At 62.2% G+C, this 22,384-nt stretch carries 23 protein-coding genes and 1 tRNA gene; 11 read left to right on the top strand and 13 right to left on the bottom strand.

Going from position 1 to position 22,384, the window contains the following annotated elements; genetic code table 11:
- Positions 1-41 precede the first annotated feature (41 nt).
- The 5 genes from prfA to RI103_RS01835 all read left to right on the top strand — a co-directional run bounded on the left by prfA (position 42) and on the right by RI103_RS01835 (position 4,014).
- The gene (prfA, locus tag RI103_RS01855) at positions 42-1,124 is read left to right on the top strand and encodes a peptide chain release factor 1 (RefSeq protein WP_310813751.1); all 1,083 of its coding nucleotides are present in this window, start codon (positions 42-44) and stop codon (positions 1,122-1,124) included.
- Positions 1,125-1,131: 7 nt separating this feature from the next.
- On the top strand, positions 1,132-1,992 hold the full coding sequence (gene prmC, locus RI103_RS01850) for a peptide chain release factor N(5)-glutamine methyltransferase (protein WP_310813750.1): 861 nt from the start codon (positions 1,132-1,134) through the stop codon (positions 1,990-1,992).
- Positions 1,993-2,110: 118 nt separating this feature from the next.
- Positions 2,111-2,422 (top strand): Grx4 family monothiol glutaredoxin, encoded by a 312-nt coding sequence (gene grxD, locus RI103_RS01845; RefSeq protein WP_012434475.1) that lies wholly within the window; start codon positions 2,111-2,113, stop codon positions 2,420-2,422.
- Between the two features lie 46 nt (positions 2,423-2,468).
- Complete coding sequence (locus RI103_RS01840) at positions 2,469-3,068, top strand: UbiX family flavin prenyltransferase (RefSeq protein WP_310813749.1); 600 nt, start codon at positions 2,469-2,471, stop codon at positions 3,066-3,068.
- A 160-nt stretch (positions 3,069-3,228) separates the two neighbouring features.
- Positions 3,229-4,014 (top strand): class III extradiol ring-cleavage dioxygenase, encoded by a 786-nt coding sequence (locus RI103_RS01835; RefSeq protein WP_310813748.1) that lies wholly within the window; start codon positions 3,229-3,231, stop codon positions 4,012-4,014.
- A 96-nt stretch (positions 4,015-4,110) separates the two neighbouring features.
- On the opposite strand, the gene RI103_RS01830 is transcribed toward RI103_RS01835, so the two are convergent.
- The gene (locus RI103_RS01830; protein WP_310813747.1) at positions 4,111-5,706 is read right to left on the bottom strand and encodes an APC family permease; all 1,596 of its coding nucleotides are present in this window, start codon (positions 5,704-5,706) and stop codon (positions 4,111-4,113) included.
- 481 nt (positions 5,707-6,187) lie between these two features.
- Between RI103_RS01830 and RI103_RS01825 the strand changes: the two genes are divergently transcribed.
- Positions 6,188-6,391 carry a cold-shock protein gene (locus RI103_RS01825; protein ID WP_007180251.1) on the top strand — a complete coding sequence of 68 codons (204 nt, stop codon included), beginning with the start codon at positions 6,188-6,190 and terminating at the stop codon, positions 6,389-6,391.
- A gap of 112 nt (positions 6,392-6,503) precedes the next feature.
- Here RI103_RS01825 and RI103_RS01820 read toward each other — a convergent pair whose 3' ends face one another.
- Positions 6,504-7,754 carry an Hsp70 family protein gene (locus tag RI103_RS01820; protein ID WP_310813746.1) on the bottom strand — a complete coding sequence of 417 codons (1,251 nt, stop codon included), beginning with the start codon at positions 7,752-7,754 and terminating at the stop codon, positions 6,504-6,506.
- Positions 7,755-7,944: 190 nt separating this feature from the next.
- Here RI103_RS01820 and RI103_RS01815 point away from each other — a divergent pair, with 190 nt between their 5' ends.
- Positions 7,945-9,420: an MFS transporter gene (locus tag RI103_RS01815; protein WP_310813745.1), complete on the top strand. Its 1,476-nt coding sequence runs from the start codon at positions 7,945-7,947 to the stop codon at positions 9,418-9,420.
- 58 nt (positions 9,421-9,478) lie between these two features.
- Here the strand turns inward: RI103_RS01815 and RI103_RS01810 are convergent, their stop codons facing one another.
- Both RI103_RS01810 and RI103_RS01805 read right to left on the bottom strand, forming a co-directional pair.
- On the bottom strand, positions 9,479-10,072 hold the full coding sequence (locus RI103_RS01810) for a nitroreductase family protein (RefSeq protein ID WP_310813744.1): 594 nt from the start codon (positions 10,070-10,072) through the stop codon (positions 9,479-9,481).
- Positions 10,073-10,250: 178 nt separating this feature from the next.
- A complete protein-coding gene (locus RI103_RS01805; protein WP_310813743.1) occupies positions 10,251-11,534 on the bottom strand; it encodes an MFS transporter in 1,284 nt (427 codons plus the stop codon).
- Between the two features lie 154 nt (positions 11,535-11,688).
- On the opposite strand from RI103_RS01805, the gene RI103_RS01800 reads away from it, so the two are divergent.
- Complete coding sequence (locus RI103_RS01800; RefSeq protein WP_310813742.1) at positions 11,689-12,339, top strand: TetR/AcrR family transcriptional regulator; 651 nt, start codon at positions 11,689-11,691, stop codon at positions 12,337-12,339.
- Between the two features lie 91 nt (positions 12,340-12,430).
- On the top strand, positions 12,431-12,985 hold the full coding sequence (locus RI103_RS01795) for a DUF1415 domain-containing protein (protein ID WP_310813741.1): 555 nt from the start codon (positions 12,431-12,433) through the stop codon (positions 12,983-12,985).
- A 42-nt stretch (positions 12,986-13,027) separates the two neighbouring features.
- Here the strand turns inward: RI103_RS01795 and RI103_RS01790 are convergent, their stop codons facing one another.
- Positions 13,028-13,870, bottom strand: coding sequence for an SAM-dependent methyltransferase (locus tag RI103_RS01790; RefSeq protein WP_310813740.1), 843 nt, complete (start codon positions 13,868-13,870; stop codon positions 13,028-13,030).
- Between the two features lie 381 nt (positions 13,871-14,251).
- Between RI103_RS01790 and RI103_RS01785 the strand changes: the two genes are divergently transcribed.
- Positions 14,252-14,572: a DNA-binding protein gene (locus tag RI103_RS01785; protein WP_310813739.1), complete on the top strand. Its 321-nt coding sequence runs from the start codon at positions 14,252-14,254 to the stop codon at positions 14,570-14,572.
- 90 nt (positions 14,573-14,662) lie between these two features.
- Here RI103_RS01785 and RI103_RS01780 read toward each other — a convergent pair whose 3' ends face one another.
- A complete protein-coding gene (locus RI103_RS01780) occupies positions 14,663-14,872 on the bottom strand; it encodes a DUF1059 domain-containing protein (protein ID WP_310813738.1) in 210 nt (69 codons plus the stop codon).
- A gap of 381 nt (positions 14,873-15,253) precedes the next feature.
- Here RI103_RS01780 and RI103_RS01775 point away from each other — a divergent pair, with 381 nt between their 5' ends.
- Entirely contained in the window at positions 15,254-16,534 is a 1,281-nt protein-coding gene (locus RI103_RS01775) for a TIGR03862 family flavoprotein (RefSeq protein WP_310813737.1), read from the top strand.
- Positions 16,535-16,577: 43 nt separating this feature from the next.
- Here RI103_RS01775 and RI103_RS01770 read toward each other — a convergent pair whose 3' ends face one another.
- From RI103_RS01770 to petA, 7 genes are all read right to left on the bottom strand, one after another.
- Positions 16,578-17,702 (bottom strand): class I SAM-dependent methyltransferase, encoded by a 1,125-nt coding sequence (locus RI103_RS01770; protein ID WP_310813736.1) that lies wholly within the window; start codon positions 17,700-17,702, stop codon positions 16,578-16,580.
- 390 nt (positions 17,703-18,092) lie between these two features.
- Positions 18,093-18,168: transfer RNA gene (locus tag RI103_RS01765), tRNA-Thr, on the bottom strand.
- Between the two features lie 19 nt (positions 18,169-18,187).
- Positions 18,188-18,697, bottom strand: a complete 510-nt coding sequence (locus RI103_RS01760; protein ID WP_310813735.1) for a ClpXP protease specificity-enhancing factor — start codon at positions 18,695-18,697, stop codon at positions 18,188-18,190.
- Positions 18,698-18,767: 70 nt separating this feature from the next.
- Entirely contained in the window at positions 18,768-19,379 is a 612-nt protein-coding gene (locus RI103_RS01755; protein ID WP_006052302.1) for a glutathione S-transferase N-terminal domain-containing protein, read from the bottom strand.
- Positions 19,380-19,473: 94 nt separating this feature from the next.
- Positions 19,474-20,229, bottom strand: coding sequence for a cytochrome c1 (locus tag RI103_RS01750; protein ID WP_310813734.1), 756 nt, complete (start codon positions 20,227-20,229; stop codon positions 19,474-19,476).
- A 21-nt stretch (positions 20,230-20,250) separates the two neighbouring features.
- On the bottom strand, positions 20,251-21,630 hold the full coding sequence (locus RI103_RS01745; protein WP_132376756.1) for a cytochrome bc complex cytochrome b subunit: 1,380 nt from the start codon (positions 21,628-21,630) through the stop codon (positions 20,251-20,253).
- Entirely contained in the window at positions 21,630-22,250 is a 621-nt protein-coding gene (petA, locus tag RI103_RS01740) for a ubiquinol-cytochrome c reductase iron-sulfur subunit (RefSeq protein WP_310815153.1), read from the bottom strand. Before petA ends, RI103_RS01745 begins: the two co-directional genes overlap by 1 nt.
- Positions 22,251-22,384: the final 134 nt, after the last annotated feature.

Here is a 22,384-nt window from a genome sequence, read left to right as displayed (position 1 = left end):
TAGTCGTCGTCCTTGCCGGAGCCCGCTCCGATACCCTTCCGATGAAAACGAGCATGCAACGCAAGCTCGACCAGCTCACTACCCGGCTGGCCGAACTGAATGATCTGTTGAGCCGAGAAGACATCACCTCGAATCTCGACCAATACCGCAAGCTCACGCGGGAACACGCCGAGCTCGGGCCGGTGGTGGACCATTACGCGCTGTGGCGCCAGGCCATGAACGACGCAACCACCGCCCAGGAATTGCTGGCGGATGTGTCAATGCGCGACTTCGCCGAAGACGAAATTCGCGCGGCGCGCGAGCGAATGGAAAAGCTCGGCGGCGAGCTGCAGAAAATGCTGCTGCCGAAAGACCCGAACGACGACCGCAACATTTTCCTGGAAATCCGTGCCGGAACGGGCGGCGACGAATCGGCCCTGTTCGCCGGCGACCTGCTGCGCATGTACTTGCGCTTTGCCGAGCGCAACCGCTGGCAAGTGGAAATGATGTCGGCGAGCGAGTCGGATCTGGGCGGCTACAAGGAAGTGATCGTGAGGATCGCGGGCGAAGCCGCCTATTCGAAGCTCAAGTTCGAGTCCGGCGGCCATCGCGTGCAACGCGTGCCGGCGACCGAAACCCAAGGGCGCATCCACACGTCGGCCTGCACGGTCGCGGTCATGCCGGAAGCGGACGAAATCGGCGAAGTCGAGATCAACCCGGCCGATCTGCGGATCGATACGTTCCGCGCGTCTGGCGCGGGCGGGCAGCACATCAACAAGACCGACTCCGCGGTGCGCGTCACGCACTTGCCGACTGGAATCGTTGTGGAGTGTCAGGATGACCGTTCGCAGCACAAGAACAAGGACCGCGCGCTGAAGGTGTTGGCCGCGCGTATCAAGGACAAGCAATCGCACGAGCAGCAGGCGAAGGAAGCGGCCACGCGCAAGAGCCTGATCGGCTCGGGCGACCGCTCGGAGCGGATTCGCACGTACAACTTCCCGCAAGGGCGTCTGACGGATCACCGAATCAACCTCACGCTCTACCGCCTCGACGCAATCATGGACGGCGATCTAGACGAGTTGATCGCGGCGCTCGTCAGCGAGCATCAGGCCGAGTTGCTGGCGTCGCTGGGCGACGCGGACTAACGCGCGCATGACTTCGGCCACACCCGCCGCGCCCACCACGCCCGCCGCCCTGTTGCGCGCTTCGCCGCTGCCGCCGCTCGAAGCGCGCATCCTGCTCACGCATGTACTCGGCTGGCGGCCCACGCAACTGATCACACGCAGTGACCTAGTGCTCGACGCTGAGTGGGTGGAGCGCTACCAGGCGCTGGAAGCGCGACGCGTATCCGGCGAGCCGGTGGCGCAACTGGTCGGCGCCCGGGAATTTTTCGGGCTGGATTTCGAAGTCACGCCGCACGTGCTGATTCCGCGTCCCGAAACCGAATTGCTGGTCGACACCGCGCTGACGGCGCTGGAAAACCTGCCGCGGCCTCGCGTGCTCGATCTCGGCACCGGCACCGGTGCCATTGCCGTCGCAATTGCGTCGATGCGCCCCGACGCGCAAGTCTGGGCGCTCGACCGTTCCGCGGAAGCGCTGGCGGTGGCCACGCGCAACGCCACCCGCCTGCTCGACGCGAAACGCCCCGGTGGCGCTGTGGTATTGACGCAAAGCGACTGGTACGACGCGCTCGACGCCACGTTGCGGTTTGACGTGATCGTCAGCAATCCGCCATATATCGCGAGCGGCGACCCGCATCTGGAGGAAGGCGATCTGCGCTTCGAACCGCGCGGCGCGCTCACCGATGAAGCCGACGGCCTCAGCGCGATTCGCGCGATCATCGCCGGCGCGCCCACACGACTCGCCGCCAATGGCGTATTGTGGATCGAGCACGGCTACGATCAGGCCGAAGCCGTGCGCGAGTTACTGACGGCGCAAGGTTTCGCGCCGGTCCGCTCGGAGCGTGATCTGGCCGGCATCGAGCGGATCAGCGGCGGGCGTTTGGCCGGTTGACCCGCATCGCCTAATATCCACAAACGCTGCACGGACAAAGCGGCGCTCGGCCGGCCGTATCGAAATCCGCTATCATTTCAGCCTATTCCCTACACATTACGGAACCGCAAGGTCAGTCATGGATACGCAACAACGCATCAAGCAAATCGTCGACGAGAACAACGTCGTCCTCTTCATGAAGGGCACCGCTCAGTTCCCGATGTGCGGCTTTTCGGGCCGCGCCATCCAGATTCTGAAGGCGTGCGGCGTCGGCGAGATCAAGACCGTCAACGTCCTCGAAGACGACGAAGTCCGCCAGGGCATCAAGCAGTTCTCGAACTGGCCGACTATTCCGCAGCTCTACGTGAAGGGCGAATTCGTCGGCGGTTCGGACATCATGATGGAAATGTACGAATCAGGCGAACTGCAGCAGCTGTTTGCCGCGGCCTGAGCGGCCACGGTCCACACACGCTTGTTTGCTTAAGGCGCCGCGAGCCATGGAAACACGTACTGCGGCGCCGCGCCGGCTGGTCGTTGCGATCACCGGCGCGACCGGTGCCATCTACGGCATCCGGCTGCTCGAGACGCTGCGCCGGCTGGGCGGTGTCGAGAGCCATTTGCTGATTTCGAGCGCGGGCTGGCTCAATATCCAGCACGAACTGCAGTTGAGCAAAGAAGACGTGCATCCGCTCGCGGATGTCGTCCATTCGGCGCGAGACGTCGGCGCGAGCATCGCGTCCGGCTCGTTCGCCACCGACGGCATGGTCGTCGCCCCTTGTTCGATGAAGACGCTCGCCAGCGTCGCGCACGGTTTCTCGGACAACCTGATCACGCGCGCCGCCGACGTCACGCTCAAGGAGCGTCGTCGCCTCGTACTGCTGGTGCGCGAGACGCCGCTCAATCTCGCCCATCTGCGCAACATGACGGCTGTCACTGAAATGGGCGGCGTGATCTTCCCGCCCTTGCCTGCCTTCTACAACCAACCCGCTTCCATCGACGAAATGGTCGATCACACCGTGGCGCGCGTGCTGGATCTGTTTGCGCTCGGACCGGCTTTGTCGCCGGCGTGGGCCGGACTGCGTGGCGCACAGGACTAACGCGTCAGCCGCTGCGTGCGATGTCCGTGCAGAGACGCTCGGATTCACAACATCTACGACACAATCAATTCTGTTTTAGCCCGTTTATCAAACGGCGGTGTAACCCTATATTGGTAGCAACCCAATCTCTGCGCCGCGCTCTCGCGGCCGCGCTGCTGCCATGAACCGCTTACCTTCGCTTTTCCTGTCTCACGGCGCGCCTACGCTGCCGATCGACCCGTCGTTGCCATCGGCGGAATTCGCCACGCTGAGCGCCCGGTTGCCGCGTCCGGAAGCCGTGCTGATGCTGTCGGCCCATTGGGGCACGGCGCAGCCGGTGGCGAGCACGTCCACTGCGCCGGAAACCATCCACGATTTCTACGGCTTTCCGCGTCAGTTGTACGAAATTCAGTACCCCGCGCCAGGCGCGCCCGAGGTGGCGCGGCGCGCGGCGGTGCTGCTCGGCGAAAACGGCATCCTCGCGGGCGCCCAGCCGCACGGACTCGACCACGGCGCATGGGTGCCGATGCTGCTCATGTTTCCGGATGCCGACGTGCCTGTCGCGCAACTGTCGATCCAGCCGCACATGGACGCGGCGCATCACTTCCGAGTCGGCCGGGCGCTGCGGTCGTTGAAAGACGACGGTGTGATGGTGATCGGGTCCGGCCAGATCACGCATAATCTGCGCGCCGCCGACTTCTCCGCGCGCCCTGAGGATGCCGATCCGCGCGTCGCCGAATTCACCGGCTGGTTCGAGGAAAAGCTCGCCGCGCACGATATCGACTCCCTGCTCGACTACCGCCGCCAGGCGCCGCACGCGGTGCTGATGCATCCCACCGACGAGCATCTGCTGCCCGTATTCGCCGCATTGGGCGCGGCGGACGACGATTACTCGCTGGCCATCCAGTCGCTTGGGACCTACCAGCGCTCGCTCGCCATGACGAACTACGTGTTCGGCACCGCCTGACGCGGCGTCGTAAGCGCGACCGACGGCACGGCAGAAAACAAAAACCCCCACCTGAGCAACCCAAGGTGGGGGTCTTCCAGACTTCAGCGCAACAACTTAGTGAGCGCCCATGCCTTCGAGCACTTCGTCGTGCTCGCTGCGTTCGTCCAGATATTCAGAGCGATAACCGCTCGTCACACCCCAGTAGTAGAACACCAGCGAGAACACGATAACCACCACCATGTCCCAGCCGTAAGGGATGAGGTCGTGACCGCCAAACTGCTTGCTGCCGATCAGCGACAGAATTGCCATCACCGGCAGATAAGCGACCAGCCACCACGCGGCCTTCAGATCACGCCCCCAGCCGGCAAAGCCGGACTTGGCCTGGAAGTAGAAGTACACCGGCAGCGCGACGACCATCAGCAGAATGATTTCGCCGGTCAGCGGCCACTTCGCCCAGTACAGGATCAGCGACGCGCAGACGAACGCAAACGGCGCAATGATCTTCATGCCCGGAATATGCAGCGGACGCTCGAGATCCGTCGCCGCGCGGCGCAAGGCCATCAGGCTGATCGGGCCGGTCAGGTACGAGATCACGGTCGCGACCGAGATCACCGCCGCCAGCGAACTCCAGCCGCGGAAGAAGAACAGGAAAATGAACGACACCAGCAGGTTGAACCACATCGCCTGACGCGGCACGCCGTAGAACGGGTGCACGTTGCCGAACATCTTCGGCATCGTGTTGTTGCGTTCCATCGCGTAGATCATGCGGCTGGTGGTCGCCATGTAGGTCGTGCCGGTGCCGCTCGGGCTGACGAATGCGTCGACGTACAGCAGGATCGCCAGCCAGTTCAGGTTCAGCGCGATGGCGAGTTCCGCGAACGGCGAAGCGAAGTTGAAGTGGCTCCAGCCCTTCATCACGTCGCTCGGGTTCACCGCGCCGATATACGCGACCTGCAGCAGCACGTAGATCACAAGCGCGAGGAGGATCGAGCCGATCACCGCGAACGGCACGCTCCTGGCCGGATTGCGCGCTTCACCCGCGAGATTGATCGGGCTCTGGAAACCGTTGAACGCGAACACAATGCCGCTGGTCGACACTGCCGTCAGCACCGCCGACCAGCCGTACGGCGCGAAGGTGCTCGCTTCGCCGAAGTTTTCCTTGTGGAAGCCCGTCAGCATCAAGCCGAGGATCGTCGCGCCGGGAATCAGGAACTTGAAGATCGTGATTGCCGAATTGGCGCGCGCGAACAGTTTCACCCCCCAGTAGTTCAGCATGAAGTAAATAATCACGAGCGCCGCGGACAGTAATAACCCATTAGTCGTTAATGACCCGTCCACGAATAGCGCATGCGCCCAGGGATAGGGCCACGTACTCATATATTGAATGGACGCTTCAGCCTCGATGGGAATCACGGAGACAATGGCGATCCAGTTGGCCCATGCGCTAATGAAACCAACCAGCGCACCGTGCGAATAGCGCGCATAACGCACCATGCCGCCGGACTCCGGGAACATCGCGCCGAGTTCCGCGTACGTCAATGCAATCGCGAGAATCACGACCGCGCCGATCACCCATGCACAAATGGCAGCCGGGCCGGCAATTTTTGCGGCCTTCCACGCGCCGAACAGCCAGCCAGACCCGATGATAGAACCCAGGCCCGTCAGCATCAGCGCGAACGGCCCGATGTTCCGTTGTATAGAACTTTTCACATCTTCTCCTGTGTCGGCGGGAGTGAGCGCTTCGGCACTTACCCGCCCCATGCAAGTTGCAGCAGATCCATGTCGGCACCGCGTGCAATCGCCTTGGGGCATTGGAGACGGGGTGACGCGCATGCGTACGCGACGGCCCATTCCAGACAGGTGCAACCGACGCGAGGCGCGTAGTTTAACGGTTGCACCCGGTCCCTGCAGCGAAACTAAGGGTTCTCCCTAACAAAAAGATCGGGCGAATAGCAAGCTTTGTAAGCAACTTTTACGCCAAGTTAGTGAAAGTTCGTAAAGTTGTGGGGAGACTGTTGACCTTCTCTCAAAATCGCCGTATAACGTTCGGGCAGGATTTCAAGCGGCGAGTGAATTGGTCTTTCGTAGTTCGCCCATCAACGGTACTCCGGTTGGTCCCATTACCCCCTTCCTTGATTTTCATGCACCCTCTGGGCTTCGGCCTTATTTACCATCTTTAGGAACAAGTAATATGGAAACCGGTACCGTCAAGTGGTTCAATGACGCAAAGGGCTTTGGCTTCATCACGCCGGACGGCGGTGGCGAAGATCTGTTCGCGCATTTCTCGGAAATCCGCACGGAAGGCTTCAAGACGCTGCAAGAAAACCAAAAGGTTACGTTTGAAGTGAAGACGGGCCCGAAGGGCAAGCAAGCTGCTAACATCAAGCCGGTGTAAGCAACACGCTTCCTTCTGGACGCAAAAAAACCCCGCCTCGGCGGGGTTTTTTTATATTCGTCGCCATTTGCGAATGGTGATTATCTTCGCAGTATGCGATTGATGATTTCGGTTATCCGAATAGACGTCGCGCGTGAATACCGAGTCCAGTCGCGACACTCGCAAGTCGGTCGCCGAATACTGCTTTGGCATCCGGAAATGCCGCCGCCAATGCGCCGGATAGAAACGCCAATCCGGTCGAACCGCCCGTGAAGTAAATCGCGTTGACGTCGCGTGTCGCGACGCCGGCCGCCTGCACTGTGTCGCGCGCCGCCTGCACGATGCGCAGCGTTTCGTCCTGGCCGGCCTTGATAAGTTGCACCTCGTCGAACGCGAGGCGCAGGTCGTCTTCCACTTCGTCGAGATCGATCACGGTCTCTCCGCCCGCCGCCACGCCGATCTTCGCCTCTTCGGCATGCGCAGCCAGTGCATGGCCCAAACGGCGGTCCACGACGCGCATCAGGCGGTCGTGGTGCTTGACCTCGGTGAACAGGTGCCGCATCAGCGCCAGTTCGCTGACGCGCTTCGGGGCGTAGACGGTGTTGATCAGATGCCAGGTCGCCAGATCGAAATAGATCCGGTTCGGAATCTCGCGGCCTTCCGGATCCAGCGCCTGATAACCCAATTGGCGCAAAATCGTCGCCAGTTCCACGCGACGGTCGAAATCCGTACCGGCGACGTGCACGCCGTGGTGCGCCAGCACGTCGTCCTTGCGCTCGACGCGCTTCATCCGCTCCGGCCCGACCCGCACCAGCGAAAAGTCCGAAGTACCGCCGCCGATGTCGGCCACCAGCACGAGCCCTTCTTCCGCCAGGTGCGATTCATAGTCGAACGCGGCAGCGATCGGCTCATACTGAAAGTGGATTTCCCGCAAACCGACCGAGCGCGCGGCGGCTTCCAGCTGCTGCTGCGCCATCTGATCGGCGCGCGGATCGTCGTCGACAAAAAACACCGGGCGGCCCAGCACGGCGCGATTGATTGGCCCGCCGACGCTTTTCTCGGCCGAGCGCTTGAGGTGATCGACGAAAATCGCGATCACCTCCGTGTACTTGATCGCGGAACCGTCGCCCAGATCGGTGGAGTTCTCGGCGAGCGGCGAGCCGAGAATGCTCTTCATCGAGCGCATCAGGCGGCCGTCGAAGCCGTCGATGTAGGCTGCCAGCGCCGCCCGTCCGAATTCGCGGGTGTTTTCGTCGGTATTGAAAAAGACCGAGGTGGGCAGCGTCGTGTAGGCGCCTTCGACAGGCGCAAGCTTGAGCGCGCCGCCGTCGGGAACGGCCACGGCCGAATTGGAAGTACCGAAGTCAATCGCGCAATAGTTCATGGCAGGAATCGCCGCTCACGGCTGGCGCGGACAGAAGGGGGGAGCGGCTTTGTAACACGAAAGCCCAATCAGCATCAACTGACGTTTCGGGCGCGCTCGCGATCACACAAAAGCCCATCTCGACGGAACGAATATTGCTCATTTTCACAGGATACGCCGCCAATTTTCGGAATCGAGGAGACTTCAAGCAATGAGCGCGCCGCCTACTGCCGCTGTCCACGAAAAAAACGCCACGGTCGTCGAAACGGATCTGCCCTCGCGGCTCGACCGTCTGCCGTGGGGCCGGTTTCACTCGCTGATCGTGGTGGCGCTTGGCGTGACGTGGCTGCTGGACGGTCTGGAAGTCACGCTGGCCGGCGCAGTCGCAAGTGCGTTGAAGTCTAGTCCATCGTTGCACTTTACCAACGCCGACGTCGGTCTGGCCGGTAGCGCCTACATCGCCGGCGCTGTTCTGGGTGCGTTGGCGTTCGGCTGGCTGACCGATCGGCTCGGCCGCCGCAAGCTGTTTTTCATCACCCTCGCCCTTTATCTGGCGGCGACGGCGGCAACCGCGTTGTCGTGGAATCTGGCCAGTTTTCTCCTGTTTCGCTTCCTGACCGGCGCGGGGATTGGCGGTGAATACACGGCGATCAACTCGACGATTCAGGAATTCACGCCGGCACGCGTGCGCGGCTGGACCGATCTGGGCATCAACGGCACGTTCTGGGTCGGCGCGGGGCTAGGCGCGGCCGGTTCGCTGGTGCTGCTCGATCCGCATCTGTTGCCGGCCGACTGGGGCTGGCGGGCCTGCTTCTTCATCGGCGCGGTGCTCGCGCTGGGAATTTTGCCGATGCGCATCTGGGTGCCCGAAAGCCCACGTTGGCTGCTCACGCACGGCGACGAGCGCGACGCTCGCGCGATCGTCGAAGGCATCGAAACGCGCTTGCGCAACGAAGGCCACACGCTTTCCGACCACGACCTCACGCGCCTGCGCTTGCGCGCTCGCGGACATACGCCATTGCGCGAGGTATTCCATACGCTTTTCAACGTGCATCGACGGCGCGCGCTGGTCGGCCTGTCGCTGATGACCGCGCAGGCGTTCTTCTACAACGCGATCTTTTTCACCTACGCGCTGGTGCTCACCGACTTTTACCATGTGCCGGGCGACCACATCGGCTGGTATCTGCTGCCCTTCGCGCTCGGCAATTTCCTCGGACCGCTGCTGCTTGGCCGACTCTTCGACGTCATCGGGCGGCGCAAGATGATCGCGGCGACTTACGCGATCTCCGGCATTCTGCTGACGCTGAGCGGTTACCTCTTCGAGCAGCAGATGCTCACCGTCGTCACGCAGACGATCGCGTGGATGGTGATTTTCTTCTTCGCCTCGGCGGCCGCGAGTTCGGCTTATCTGACGGTCAGCGAGTCGTTCCCGCTGGAGATCCGCGCGCTGGCCATCGCGATTTTCTACGCGTTCGGCACGGCGCTCGGCGGCATCGCCGGGCCGGCGTTTTTCGGACGGCTGATCGACACGCATCAGCGCAGCGAAGTGTTTTCGGGCTATCTGGTCGGCTCGGGCCTGATGCTCGCGGCGGCGGTGATCGCTGCCATCTGGGGCGTGGATGCGGAGCGCAAGTCGCTCGAGAGCGTGGCGGCGCCGCTGTCGAGCGTCGCGGGTGGCGGGGAATAAAAAACGCGCGGTTGTCGCCGCGCGTTTTGCCTCGCTTCACGAGACGACGGAAAAGCACTCAGAACGCCTTTTTCCAGCCGCCACTATAGGCGATCTCCGCCAGCGGCAGACGCTGACGCACCGACTTCTCACGCTCGCGCAAGACCGGATCCAGCTTGTCGACGTCGCCATAATGACCGAGCGAAATCATCGCGATCACTTCGACGTCGCTCGGCAGCTTGAATGCCGTGCGGAACGCGTTCGGGTCGAAACCGCTCATCTGATGCGCGGCCAGTCCGAGCGCGTGCGCCTGCAAGACCAGCGCCATCGCGGCGGCGCCCGCATCGTATGGCGCGCAGCGATTCACTTCGCCCTTGTTGGTGAGGGTGTGCGTGGTCACCGCGATCAGCACCGGTGCCGGCGCATTCCAGCCCTGGTTGAACGGCACCAGCGTGGCGAACGCCTGCTTGAACGAGACTTCATCGACGCTGCGGTCGAATACGAGAAAACGCCACGGCTGCGCGTTATACGAAGACGGCGCCCAGCGTGCCGCCTCGAGCACGGATTGCAGATGCTCGCGGCTCACCGGCTCGCTCGAATACGCGCGCGGGCTCCAGCGGCCTGCAATCAGCTCGTGAATGGCAATTGCGGTAGGGGCGGGTTTGTTGGTCATGCGCTTCTCTCGGTCGAAATTCATGATCGACGGGCAACTGCCCGGGGTCACATAGCATAACCGGGGTTCGGGGCGCGTGCGCCTACAAGCGAGCAGTTTGTTTAGCGCTGGCTGCGACAGCAAAACGGCCCCTTACGGGGCCGTGGTTCTCGCGATACTCGGGTCGCCGCGTGCCGTGTTATGCCGCCTGCGGTTCCGGTACCTTGGCGGGCCGATTGATCCGCAACACGATCACCGCCGCCACGAGACACAAGCCGCCGGAAATCATCGACGCCACCGTGTAGGTACCGAGGCTCGCGCGCAGCATGCCCGCGCCGAGCGCCGCGAACGCCGCGCCGAGTTGATGGCCGGCGACCACCCAGCCGAACACCACGGGCGCCGACTCCTTGCCGTAGACGTCGGTGGCCAGACGCACGGTTGGCGGCACGGTCGCGATCCAGTCGAGGCCGTAGAACACGGCGAACAGCGGCAGACCGAAGAAATCGATACCGAACGCGTGCGGCAGAAACATCAGCGACAGACCGCGCAGACCGTAGTACCAGAACAGCAGCACGCGGCTGTTGAAGCGGTCCGACAACCAGCCCGAGAGGGTCGTGCCGAACAGATCGAAGATGCCCATCGCGGCGAGCAGCGAGGCGCCCTGCACTTCCGTCATGCCGTAGTCGCCGCACATCGCGATCAGATGAGTGCCGACGTAACCGTTGGTGCTCGCGCCGCAGATAAAGAAGCTGAAAAACAGCAGCCAGAAGTCGCGCGTCTTGCTGGCCATGGCGAGCGTGCCGAAGGCGATGGCCAGCGGATTCTGTTTGGTGACGGTGCTGTTAAGAGGCGTGTCGTGCGGTTCGCCGTACGGACGCAGTTTCATGTCGGCCGGACGCTCGGGCAACAGAAACGCAACCAGCGGAATCACGATCGCGGCCGCAATGGCGACGACCCACACCACTTGCCGCCAGCCGTAATGCTCCGCGATGGCGGCGAGCATCGGCAGGAAAACCAGTTGGCCAGTCGCCGAACTGGCCGTGAGAATGCCCATGACGAGGCCACGCCGCGTGGTGAACCAGCGCGTCACCACCGTCGCCGACAAAGACAGCGCCGCGACGCCCGTCGAGCCACCGACCATCACGCCCCAGATCAGCACCATCTGCCACGGGTGCGTCATCAGGGAGGAAAGCGCCACGCCAGCCGCCATCGTACCGAGCGCGGCCAGCAGCGTGGGACGCACGCCGAAACGTTGCATCGCCGCCGCCGCGAACGGTCCCATCAGACCGTACAGCGCGATGTTCACGGAGATCGCCAGCGAGATCGTCGCGCGGCTCCAGCCGAATTGATGTTCGAGCGGCACCATCATCACGCTCGGCGTGGCGCGCGTGCCGGCCGCCGCCAGCAGTACCAGAAACACCACCGCGACGGTCAACCAGCCGTAGTGGAAACGTCCGCCAATCAGTCTCGCTGCCCAGTTCATCGGTTCTCCAATCGACACCCGCCCCGCAGGCGACGCCGCTCATATTGTTACGCGTTCGGTAAAGGACTTGTGACAGATCAGTCACAATAGGTGTTGCGATACTAGTTACTGATCGGTAACATGTCAAGGCGTTAATTGATTCAGGTGGTCATCCATGTCCGAAAGTCGAATCCTCAAGCCGGCCGCTGCCCGGCGCACACGCGGCGCGCAGACCGCCGGACCGCAGGCGCAGGAGCACCTGCTGCGCGCCGCGGACGAGCTGTTCTATCGCGAAGGGGTGCGAGCGGTCGGCGTCGACGCGGTGGTCGAGCGCGCCGGCGTGAACAAGATGAGCCTGTATCGCCAGTTTTCGTCGAAGGACGAACTCGTCATGGCTTATCTGGAACGTCAGGACGAGCAGTTTTTCGGCTACGTGGAGGGGAGCTTCGCCAAACACCCGGGCGAGCCGGCCCGGCAGCTTCAGCAATATTTCGACGACCTCGCGGTGCGCGCGTCCATCGACGATTATCGCGGCTGTCCTTTCGTCAACGTGTCGGTGGAGTTTTCGGATGCGGCGCACCCGGCGCGGCAATTCGTGTTTCGCAACAAGGCACGGCTGATGGCGCGGCTCACGGAACTGGCCACGGCGGCGGCCGCCGATGATCCGGAAGCGTTGGCGAATGCGCTCGGTTTGATGATCGAAGGCGTGTATGCGGCCAGCCAGACCTACGGCCCAGGATGCGGACCCATTCTGGCCGCGCCGAAAGTCGCCGCACAGTTGATCGCCGCGGCGTGCGGCGCGGCAACGGCGGCGTCGGCCGGTTGAGATTTCTGCTTTGTGGTTCTGTTTGCGCGAGGCGCGAACCGATGTCGATCCGCCCCGTTAAAATGGCGGTTTATTTCCGGCGCCGCCCGCCATGTCGTTGTCCGCCGAATCCCACGATGCCGTCGTTGCCGCTACTCGTCACTGGTTGACCGAGGCTGTGATCGGCCTGAACCTGTGTCCGTTTGCAAAGGCGGTGCATGTGAAGGGGCAGATTCGCTATGCCGTCAGCGATGCCGTGGACATGGAAGGTGTGCTGACCGATCTCGAAACCGAACTACAGACGCTGATCGCCGCCGACCCAGACGCCGTGGACACCACGCTGTTAATCCTGCCGCGGGCACTCGGCGATTTTCTCGACTACAACGACTGCCTGTTTTTCGCCGAACGCATGCTCAAGCAGCTTCGGCTCGAAGGCGTCGTTCAGATCGCCAGCTTCCATCCGCTTTACCAGTTTGAAGACAGCGAGCCTGGCGATATCGAGAACTACACGAATCGCGCGCCGTATCCGATTTTGCATCTCCTGCGGGAGGAGAGTATCGAACGCGCGGTTCAGGCTTTTCCCGATGCGGGAGAGATTTACGAGCGGAATCAGGAAACGCTTCGGCGAATCGGCCTCGCCGGCTGGAACGCGTTGATGAAGCGGTAATGATTCAGTGGCCCGCAACAAGCCCCTGCGAAATGCGCCCCATCACGCCGAAACAAAAAACCGTTCTTTCAGCTCCTCGATTCCGAGCGTTTCCATCACCTCATTCAGGCGCTCAGCCGGCCGGCGCCTCGGCAAATCCTTGTATTGGGCGATGATGAGTTCATTCTTCATGGAATGTTCCCAGCCCACCAGCTCGGTCACGCTGACCTGATATCCATGCGCTTCGAGCTGCAAACACCGCAACACGTTCGTGATCTGGCTTCCGAATTCGCGAGTGTGCAACGGATGACGCCAGATCTCCGTCAAGGCGTTCCCCAGCGATTTGCCCTTGTTCTGCCGCAACACGCCCGCCACCTCGGCCTGACAGCACGGCACGACCACGATGTACTTCGCCTTCTTTTCCAGCGCGAAGCGCAACGCGTCGTCGGTCGCGGTATTGCAGGCGTGCAGCGCCGTCACGATGTCGATCGCGGCCGGCAAGCGGTCCGACGTAATCGAATCCGCCACCGACAGATTCAGAAACGACATACCCGTAAAGCCCAGCCGGCCCGCCAATTCCTCCGACTTCGCGACGAGCTCCTCGCGCGTTTCAATGCCGTATATGTGCGACGCACCGCCCTCGTTCTCCTGAAACTCCTTGAAGAAAAGGTCATACAGGATAAAACCTAGATAGGACTTGCCCGCGCCGTGGTCGACGAGGGTCAGGGTGCCCTGCTTGTCCTTGAGGTCTTTGAGCAGCGGCTCGATGAACTGGAACAGGTGGTAGACCTGTTTTAGCTTACGGCGGCTATCCTGGTTCATCTTGCCGTCACGCGTGAGGATGTGAAGCTCCTTCAACAACTCGACGGACTGGTTCGGACGGATTTCGTGCGTTTTGCTGGACATCGGGGGGAACCGCCAATAATTGCAACGCGAACGTGCGACAGGTGACGGAAAAAGGGAAAAGTTGCTGCCAGTTTACCCAAAGTGCGGCTTGCTGACCGAAGGAGCCGTGCAAAGCCAGCAAGAATGGCATCAACATGGAACACTTCCTGCTTGAACGCGTCGCGCGGAAGGTTCCGGAAAAGACTGAAAAGTAGTTGCGTAACGGCCGGCCGGAATGGCGTCGGCCGTGCCGCCTATAACAACGGGCTGCGCCGTGGCTTTGACCACGCGAGCCGAATGCAGGTGGGGAGGACGGTCCCGGAACAGGGGCCGAACGTTACGTAACCAGCAGCGCGCCGGGACTTCTACAGGATGCGCGCTCGGAAAATAGCAGAGGCGGCAATGGATACGATACCCAACGGAAATGTCGAACAGAAATTCCAGGAAATGCTGGCGAAGCTCATCGCCACCCCGGCCTGGTCTGAAAAGCAGCAACTCGAACTGGAAATGGCCCGCGACATCTCCACGGAAATGCTTCGGCTGGCCGAAGTCATGCGCGACGGCAGCGTGGACATGGAAACCTGCCTGACCATGCTGAAGTACGCCAAGGTGCTCGACTTCGTCATGACCACGCTCGCTTCGCGGCGCGATATCAAGCCGCAAACGCTGCGGGTCATCTTCAAGCTCGCCGGGCTGAAGGTGGACGAGGCGTACCCAGGTTAGGACAGTTCAAAGATGCTGCGACCCACAACGGGCGGCGAGGCGCCGTTCGTGCGGGTCGCGCAGCCTATATCCTCCCCGAAAGACGACAACTCACGCGCGCGGCGCTTCGACCGGCGGCGTGCCGTCGTGAAACAGCGTCTTGAGTTGCGAGCGCAATTCCGGCGAATCCGTATGTTTGTGCACCGCGACCGCATGCTGCACGGCTGCGTCAAGCAATTCGCTCTCGCTGTCGGCAGACAGGGCGACGGTGCAATTCATTTCGCTCGGAAACTCGCGGCAATCGATGTATTTGCGGGACATGACAGTCTCCTTTATCCAGACGACGTTCAGACACCCATGCAGGCAGCAGATGCGCGAATCACATCGCCGACCGTGACACGGCGGCTCCGATTGCGCGGAAAGCGCCGGGTGCAGGGAAGGCGGTGAATTGGTTTGACGCGGGAAGACGCGCGCTGCGTCCGATGGAAGGTGTGTGAAAAGTATAGGTCGCGCCCGTTGATAACACAGCCGCCGACGCAAGCCAGGCGTATTCAAGAGCGCCTGAACCCAGCCTTTTTCGGCCCACCGATGCGCCCGCCCGTTTGCCCTGCGCCGCCCGCGGTGTGAAAATAGCGCCCTTTGCGCCGCCCGATCGTCCGCTGCGGTCGGCGCGCCGCCTCTTCCGCTCATCCGCAGGCCCGCATGTCATCCTCATTCGATTCCGCCCGCGTCGCCGTGATCGGCGGCGGTCCCGCCGGCTTGATGGCCGCCGAGGCGCTCGCCCAGCAAGGCGTGCAGGTCGACGTCTATGACGCCATGCCGTCGGTCGGCCGCAAATTCCTGATGGCGGGCAAGGGCGGCATGAACATCACGCATTCGGAGCCGCTCGAACCGTTCCTCGGCCGTTACGGCGCGCGCCGCGAGCAGATCGCGCCGCTCGTGCACGTTTTCGATCCCGACGCCTTACGCGCGTGGTTGCATGGGCTGGGCGTGGAGACTTTCGTCGGCACTTCGGGGCGTGTTTTTCCGACCGACATGAAAGCCGCGCCCATGCTGCGCGCGTGGCTGCATCGACTGCGCGAGGCGGGCGTGCGGCTTCATATGCGCCACAAGTGGAGCGGTTGGGACCCCGAAGCGGGCGACGCCGCCACGCATACGCTCCGTTTCGCGACGCCCGGCGGCGAACAAAGCCTGACCTTCGACGCCGTCGTGTTCGCGCTCGGCGGCGCCAGCTGGCCGCGGCTCGGGTCGGACGCCGCCTGGGTCCCGCTGATGACATCACGCGACGTGCCGGTGACGCCCTTGCTGCCCGCGAACTGTGGCTTCGACGCTCACTGGAGCCCCTATCTGCGCGAGCGTTTCGCCGGTCAGCCGGTCAAGCCAGTGGCTATCACGCTCACCGATGTGGACAATAAAGTCCACAATCGACAAGGTGAAATACTTTTGACCGAAACGGGCCTGGAAGGGAGCCTGATTTATGCCTTCTCGGCCGTTATCCGGGAGCGAATTCTCGTTGACGGCAACGTGACGATCGCGCTGGATCTGGCGCCTGGCTTGCCTTTGGACCGCGTCATCGCCGAAGTCACACGGCCGCGCGGCTCACGCTCGATCTCGAGTCACCTGCACGGTCGCATCGGCATTGGCGGGGTGAAACTGGCTCTGTTGCACGAGATTTTGTCGAAAGAAGCGTTCGCCGACGCGAACGGCCTCGCGCACGCCATCAAGGCGCTGCCGGTGCGACTCACGCGCGCCCGGCCGATCGCCGAAGCGATCAGCACCGCCGGCGGCATCCCCTTCGAGGCGCTCGACGAGCATTTGATGATCGAGCGCCTGCCGGGCGCATTCTGCGCGGGCGAGATGCTCGACTGGGAAGCGCCGACGGGCGGCTACCTGCTCACCGCCTGCTTTGCCAGCGGCCTCGTGGCAGGGCGTGGCGCGGCGGCGTATGTCGGCAAGATCAAAACACGCGGCGCATCGGTTTGAGGCGCCGCCGCGCGTCTTATGACCGCGGCAACGTAGCTTCAGCTTACCGCGCCTTCAGACGCCACAGCGACGTCAATTCGGCCATACGCGCCGTATGCAGCGCATCGGTTTCATCGGTCGACTTGGTGTGTCGCGGACGAATGTCCTCACGACCCACCACGGTCAATCCCGCCTTGTCGATGGCGGCAAGCAGCCAGTCGCGAGTGCGCAAGCCGAGATGCTCGGCGAAATCCGACATGATCAGCCAGCCTTCCCCACCCGGCGACAAGTGCTCCGCCAGACCGTTCAGGAAACCGAGCAGCATGCGGCTTTCCGGATCGTAGATCGCGTACTCGATCGGCGAAGCGGGCCTCGCCGGCACCCAAGGCGGATTGCACACCACGAGCGGCGCGCGGCCTTCCGGAAACAGATCGGCTTGCACGACCTCGACCTGCTGGTCGTAGCCGAGACGCGCCAGGTTCTCGCGCGCACAAGCGAGCGCACGGGGATCCTGATCCGTAGCGATGATCTTCTTCACGCCGCGTTTGGCGAGCAACGCCGACAACACGCCGGTGCCCGTGCCGATATCGAACGCCTTGTTCAGCGAAGGCAGCGGCGTGCGCGCGACGAGATCCACATACTCGCCGCGCACCGGCGAAAACACGCCGTAGTGCGGGTGAATTCGGTCGCCGAGCGCAGGAATCTCGACGCCCTTCTTGCGCCACTCGTGCGCGCCGATCATGCCGAGCAGGTCGCGCAGCGACACGACGGACGCCTCGTCGGTAGACGCTCCGTATGTCTCGATGCAGGCCTGCTGGACATCCGGCGCGCGGCGCAGCGGAATAGCGTACGCGGCGTCGAGCGGAATCAGGATCATGCCGAGCGTGCGCGCGCGCTGCGACTGCGCCTGCCGGTGCAGATTGAACGCGTCGAGCGGCGTTTCGCCCTGCTTGCGAGGCTTGCGCTCGAGCCGGCGCGTGACAGCCTGCAGCAGTTGGCGAGCGTTCTGGAAGTCGCCGTTCCACAACAGCGCCGTACCTTCGCACGCGAGGCGGTAAGCGGAATCGGCGGTGGTGCGGTCGTCCGCGACGATGACGCGTTTGGGCGGCGGCACGGCCGCTTCGGAGCGCCAACGCGCGGAGCGGGGGCCGTCGGCTTCGGGCCAGGTGATGGTTGCAGGGCTGGTCATATGAGGTGGGATCGGTGTTGCGGGAACGACGCGCTGGGAAGCCGCGTCATCGGGGGCGTTGCCCGCCGGAGTACTGGATAGCGTTACCGACTGACGCCCGAATAGTACCTCTGTCATCCGGGTTCGCGGTGCGCTATTCGTCGGCGGGAACGGGTGAGGCGCGCTGTCTGCCGCGCCTGAATGACAAATCGTGGATTCAAAAGTCCACAATCGACAAGGTGAAAGAGATAAGGTGATTTTGGACCGTTTCGCGGATCACCGATGCTTCACTAAGACGGTCCTTTCTGCAGGCCGAAGGCCCGCGCAACAGCGCGGACACGGCGCTTATCGATATGCGCGCACCAATGAAAACGGGGTTTCTGACTGAACAGAAACCCCGTTTAGTACAACTGGTGCCGGCTGCAGGACTCGAACCCGCCACCTCATGATTACAAGTCAAGCGCTCTACCTGATGAGCTAAGCCGGCATGAGGCCGTGATTCTACTTCATTTTACGATCTTGAGGCGAGCCCTTCCGCCACCTTTCGAGCCGTCGTCGTCAGGCTGCGGACCGTCCGTGTCGCTATCCGCTTTCGTGGTGGCGGCGTCCGTAGCCGGCGCCGTTTCGACCGCGCGCGGCGCGGGCGCTTCGGTCTCGTCCGACATTTCCGCATCGGCGCCCGAATCCTGCGCTTCACCGCCCGCCGACTCGACCGGGAACGCCATGCCCTGACCATTTTCGCGCGCGTAAATCGCGAGAATATTGGCGATCGGCACCTCGATCTTGTGCGACTTGCCGGAGAAACGCGCGCTGAACTCGATCCACTCGTTGCCCATCTGCAACTGGCTGGTCGCCTCGAAGCTGATGTTCAACACGATTTCGTTGTCGCGCACAAACTGACGCGGCACGCGCGTCTGATTGTCGACCCGGACCGCGATGTGCGGCGTATAGCCGTTATCCGTGCACCACTCGTAGAGCGCGCGCAGCAGGTAGGGCTTGGTGGAAATTTCTTGCATCAACAGTCCTCTTACCGGGCGCGGGCCCGCGCCCGGTCAGCCGCGCGGAGCCCTCACCCCAAAGCCAAACTCAACGACGCATCACCTTTTCCGAAGGCGTCAGCGCTTCGATATAAGCCGGGCGGCTGAAAATGCGCTCAGCGTACTTCATCAGCGGTGCGGCGTTCTTCGAGAGCTCGATGCCGTAGTGATCCAGACGCCACAGCAACGGCGCGATCGCAACGTCGAGCATCGAGAACTCTTCGCCGAGCATGTACTTGTTCTTCAGGAAGATCGGCGCGAGCTGCGTCAGACGATCGCGGATCGCCAGACGGGCTTTCTCGTGATTCTTCTCGGCAGCCTTGCCCTTTTCGTTTTCGAGCGTGCCGACGTGCACGAACAGCTCCTTCTCGAAGTTCAGCAGGAACAGGCGGGCGCGGGCGCGCTGAACCGGATCGGCCGGCATCAGTTGCGGATGCGGGAAGCGCTCGTCGATGTACTCGTTGATGATGTTCGATTCGTACAGAATCAGATCCCGTTCGACGAGAATCGGCACTTGACCGTACGGATTCATCACGGCGATGTCTTCCGGCTTGTTAAACAGGTCGACGTCGCGGATCTCGAAGTCCATGCCCTTTTCGAACAACACCAGCCGGCAGCGCTGGGAGAACGGGCAGGTTGTGCCGGAATACAGAACCATCATGTTTACGTTTCCTCAAAAAGCTGAAAGGCCAGCGCGCGGAAAAACCGTTCAACAGGTTTTTCCTGGCGCCGGCCCCACGCCGGTGACGGCGTGATTATTTGATATGTTTCCAGTACGCGGCGTTCAATCGCCAGGCGAAAAAGCTCAGGATACCGAGGAACAACAGCACCCACACGCCGAGCTGCTTGCGGGTTTTCTGGGTCGGTTCGGACATCCATGACAGGTACGACACGAGGTCGGCCACAGCAGAATCATAATCTACCGGCGACATCGTTCCCGGAGTGACCTGCTGGAAGCCGACAAATTTGTGTACCGTCTCGCCAGTTTTTTCGTCGGTTTCGTCACCGAACTTCGCAGTACGTTGCCCCTGAAGCTGCCACAGCACGTGAGGCATGCTCACGTTTTCATACACCAGATTATTCCAGCCGGTCGGCCGCGTATTGTCGCGGTAAAAGCTGCGCAAATACGTGTACAGCCAGTCTTTGCCACGCGCTCGCGCTTCCACCGACAAATCCGGCGGACTCGCGCCGAACCACGCTTGCGCGTCTTCCGGGCGCATTGCCACGGTCATGGTGTTGCCGACTTTATCCGTGGTGAACAGCAGATTCGCCTGAATTTCGTTCGGCGTGATGCCGATGTCGGTCAGGCGGTTGTAGCGCATCAGGTTCGCGCTGTGGCAATTCAGGCAGTAGTTTACAAACAATTGCGCGCCGTGCTGCAAAGAAGCGAAATTCTCCGCGTTATCCGGCGCGCGGTCGAGAGGGAAATTCTCGTCCGCGTAAGCCGGGGCGGCCAGCACCGCGAGCAGTGTCGCGCCGATCAGCGCGCACTTCGTAAGCAGTTTTTTCATTCGTGTTCTCCTGGCTCGCGATTAGTGAGGCTTGAACCGCACCCGTTCGGGCGGCTGCTTGAACGTGCCAAGCCGCGTCCAGAACGGCATACCGAGGAAAAACGCGAAGTAGATCAGGGCGCAGATCTGGGCGATCAGCGTGGCGGCCGGCGACGGCGGTTTCGTGCCGAGGAAAGCCAGCGTCAGGAACGCGGCCACGAAAATGCCGTAGAACACCTTGTGAAAAAACGGCCGGTAACGGATCGACTTGACCGGCGAGCGGTCGAGCCACGGCAGGAAGAACAGCGAAACCACCGCGCTGCCCATCACGACCACACCCCAGAACTTCGACTCGGTGAACGCCATGGCCAGAATCACCAGCACGGCGAGCACCGGCAAGCCGAGCTTCCACTTGCCGCGCGCGCGCACCAGCGCGAGCAGGCCGAGCAGTCCGATCACGACCATCAGCACGATCTTGAACGGATCGGTGGTGGCGCGCAGCATCGCGTAGAAGGCGGTGAAGTACCACACCGGCGCGATTTCCGGCGGCGTCTGCAGCGGATTGGCCGGCACGAAGTTGTTCGCCTCGAGGAAGTAGCCGCCCATCTCCGGCGCGAAGAAAATGATCGCCGCGAAGATCAGCAGGAACACCGTCACGCCCATGAAATCGTGCACCGAGTAGTACGGATGGAACGGGATGCCGTCGAGCGGAATGCCGTCCGGGCCCTTCTTCGCCTTGATCTCGATGCCGTCCGGATTGTTCGATCCCACTTCGTGCAGCGCGACCAGGTGGGCGACCACCAGGCCGATCAGCACCAGCGGAATCGCGATCACATGAAACGCGAAGAAGCGGTTCAGCGTGACGTCCGAGACCACATAGTCGCCGCGAATCCACAGCGACAGATCCGGCCCGATGAACGGAATCGCCGAAAACAGGTTCACGATCACCTGTGCGCCCCAGAACGACATTTGCCCCCATGGCAGCAGATAGCCGAAAAACGCCTCGGCCATCAGGCACAGGAAAATCGCGCAGCCGAAAATCCACACCAGTTCGCGCGGCTTGCGGTACGAGCCGTACATCAGCCCGCGGAACATATGCAGATAGACGACGACGAAAAACATCGACGCGCCCGTGGAGTGCATATAGCGGATCAGCCAGCCCCACGGCACCTCGCGCATGATGTACTCGACCGACGAGAACGCGAGCGTCGCGTCGGGCTTGTAGTTCATGGTGAGGAAGATGCCGGTGACGATCTGGTTGACCAGCACCAGCAGCGCAAGCGAGCCGAAGAAGTACCAGAAGTTGAAGTTCTTCGGCGCGTAGTACTCGGAAACGTGCTTCTTCCAGGTGGAAGTCATCGGAAAGCGCCGGTCGATCCAGCCGACCAGCCCGGTCGTCTCTACTTCGTGCTCGATCGCCATTACGCTTCTCCTTTCTCGTCCTTGCCGATCACGAGGCCGGTGGCCGAGGTGAACATGTAAGGCGGGATGTCGAGGTTCTGCGGCGCTGGTTTGTTCTTGAAGACGCGGCCGGCCATGTCATAGGTCGAGCCGTGGCAAGGGCACAGGAAGCCGCCTGGCCAGTCGTCTGGAAGATTGGGCTGCGCGCCCTCCTGGAAGCGCGGCGTCGGCGTACAGCCCAGATGGGTGCACACGGCGACGGCGACGAAAAGGTTCTTGTGGTCGGTGCGTGAACGGAACTCGTTGTTGCAGTACTCCGGCAACGGTATTGAAAAAGGATTCTTGGTGTGGGGATCCGCTACTTCGTTATCGGCTTTCTGGACATCGGCGAGCATCCTGTCGGTGCGGTTGATGATCCACACCGGCTTACCACGCCAGGCAACGGTCTTCATGTCGCCGGGCTTGAGATCACTAATATCGACTTCGACCGGGGCGCCTGCTGCCTTGGCCTTTTCAGATGGTGCAAACGAACTAACAAAGGGTATAACGGTGGCCACGCCTCCCAAGCCACCTGCTGCGGTCGTCGCAATCAGCCAGGTACGGCGGCTGCCGTCGACGCGTTCATCTTCCTTGTCTCGCATCACTCGCCCCACTTCTGAGTTGGATTTTTCCTTCACGTCGCTTCTACCGCCGCTAGTTTGCGCGAATGGAGTCGCCATTTACAAGGGCCGATTGCCAAAAACCGTGCGAAGCCCTTGATAAATCAGGGTTTCTC

The sequence above is a fragment of the Paraburkholderia sp. FT54 genome (assembly GCF_031585635.1).
GTDB lineage: Bacteria > Pseudomonadota > Gammaproteobacteria > Burkholderiales > Burkholderiaceae > Paraburkholderia.
Note: the sequence above shows the minus strand (reverse complement) of the source record. Positions and strands in the feature narration are given on the sequence as shown.

Bases quoted from the DNA above. Each gene is read 5' to 3' on its own strand.
- prmC (WP_310813750.1), top strand. From the start codon at position 1,132: ATGACTTCGGCCACACCCGCCGCGCCCACCACGCCCGCCGCCCTGTTG.
- RI103_RS01745 (WP_132376756.1), bottom strand. From the start codon at position 21,630: ATGGCGATCGAGCACGAAGTAGAGACGACCGGGCTGGTCGGCTGGATC.
- RI103_RS01820 (WP_310813746.1), bottom strand. From the start codon at position 7,754: ATGAACTATTGCGCGATTGACTTCGGTACTTCCAATTCGGCCGTGGCC.
- RI103_RS01750 (WP_310813734.1), bottom strand. From the start codon at position 20,229: ATGAAAAAACTGCTTACGAAGTGCGCGCTGATCGGCGCGACACTGCTC.
- prfA (WP_310813751.1), top strand. From the start codon at position 42: ATGAAAACGAGCATGCAACGCAAGCTCGACCAGCTCACTACCCGGCTG.
- RI103_RS01785 (WP_310813739.1), top strand. From the start codon at position 14,252: ATGGATACGATACCCAACGGAAATGTCGAACAGAAATTCCAGGAAATG.
- RI103_RS01795 (WP_310813741.1), top strand. From the start codon at position 12,431: ATGTCGTTGTCCGCCGAATCCCACGATGCCGTCGTTGCCGCTACTCGT.
- RI103_RS01835 (WP_310813748.1), top strand. From the start codon at position 3,229: ATGAACCGCTTACCTTCGCTTTTCCTGTCTCACGGCGCGCCTACGCTG.
- RI103_RS01780 (WP_310813738.1), bottom strand. From the start codon at position 14,872: ATGTCCCGCAAATACATCGATTGCCGCGAGTTTCCGAGCGAAATGAAT.
- RI103_RS01800 (WP_310813742.1), top strand. From the start codon at position 11,689: ATGTCCGAAAGTCGAATCCTCAAGCCGGCCGCTGCCCGGCGCACACGC.
- grxD (WP_012434475.1), top strand. From the start codon at position 2,111: ATGGATACGCAACAACGCATCAAGCAAATCGTCGACGAGAACAACGTC.
- RI103_RS01760 (WP_310813735.1), bottom strand. From the start codon at position 18,697: ATGCAAGAAATTTCCACCAAGCCCTACCTGCTGCGCGCGCTCTACGAG.
- RI103_RS01770 (WP_310813736.1), bottom strand. From the start codon at position 17,702: ATGACCAGCCCTGCAACCATCACCTGGCCCGAAGCCGACGGCCCCCGC.
- RI103_RS01805 (WP_310813743.1), bottom strand. From the start codon at position 11,534: ATGAACTGGGCAGCGAGACTGATTGGCGGACGTTTCCACTACGGCTGG.
- RI103_RS01775 (WP_310813737.1), top strand. From the start codon at position 15,254: ATGTCATCCTCATTCGATTCCGCCCGCGTCGCCGTGATCGGCGGCGGT.
- RI103_RS01815 (WP_310813745.1), top strand. From the start codon at position 7,945: ATGAGCGCGCCGCCTACTGCCGCTGTCCACGAAAAAAACGCCACGGTC.
- petA (WP_310815153.1), bottom strand. From the start codon at position 22,250: ATGCGAGACAAGGAAGATGAACGCGTCGACGGCAGCCGCCGTACCTGG.
- RI103_RS01810 (WP_310813744.1), bottom strand. From the start codon at position 10,072: ATGACCAACAAACCCGCCCCTACCGCAATTGCCATTCACGAGCTGATT.
- RI103_RS01825 (WP_007180251.1), top strand. From the start codon at position 6,188: ATGGAAACCGGTACCGTCAAGTGGTTCAATGACGCAAAGGGCTTTGGC.
- RI103_RS01755 (WP_006052302.1), bottom strand. From the start codon at position 19,379: ATGATGGTTCTGTATTCCGGCACAACCTGCCCGTTCTCCCAGCGCTGC.
- RI103_RS01840 (WP_310813749.1), top strand. From the start codon at position 2,469: ATGGAAACACGTACTGCGGCGCCGCGCCGGCTGGTCGTTGCGATCACC.
- RI103_RS01790 (WP_310813740.1), bottom strand. From the start codon at position 13,870: ATGTCCAGCAAAACGCACGAAATCCGTCCGAACCAGTCCGTCGAGTTG.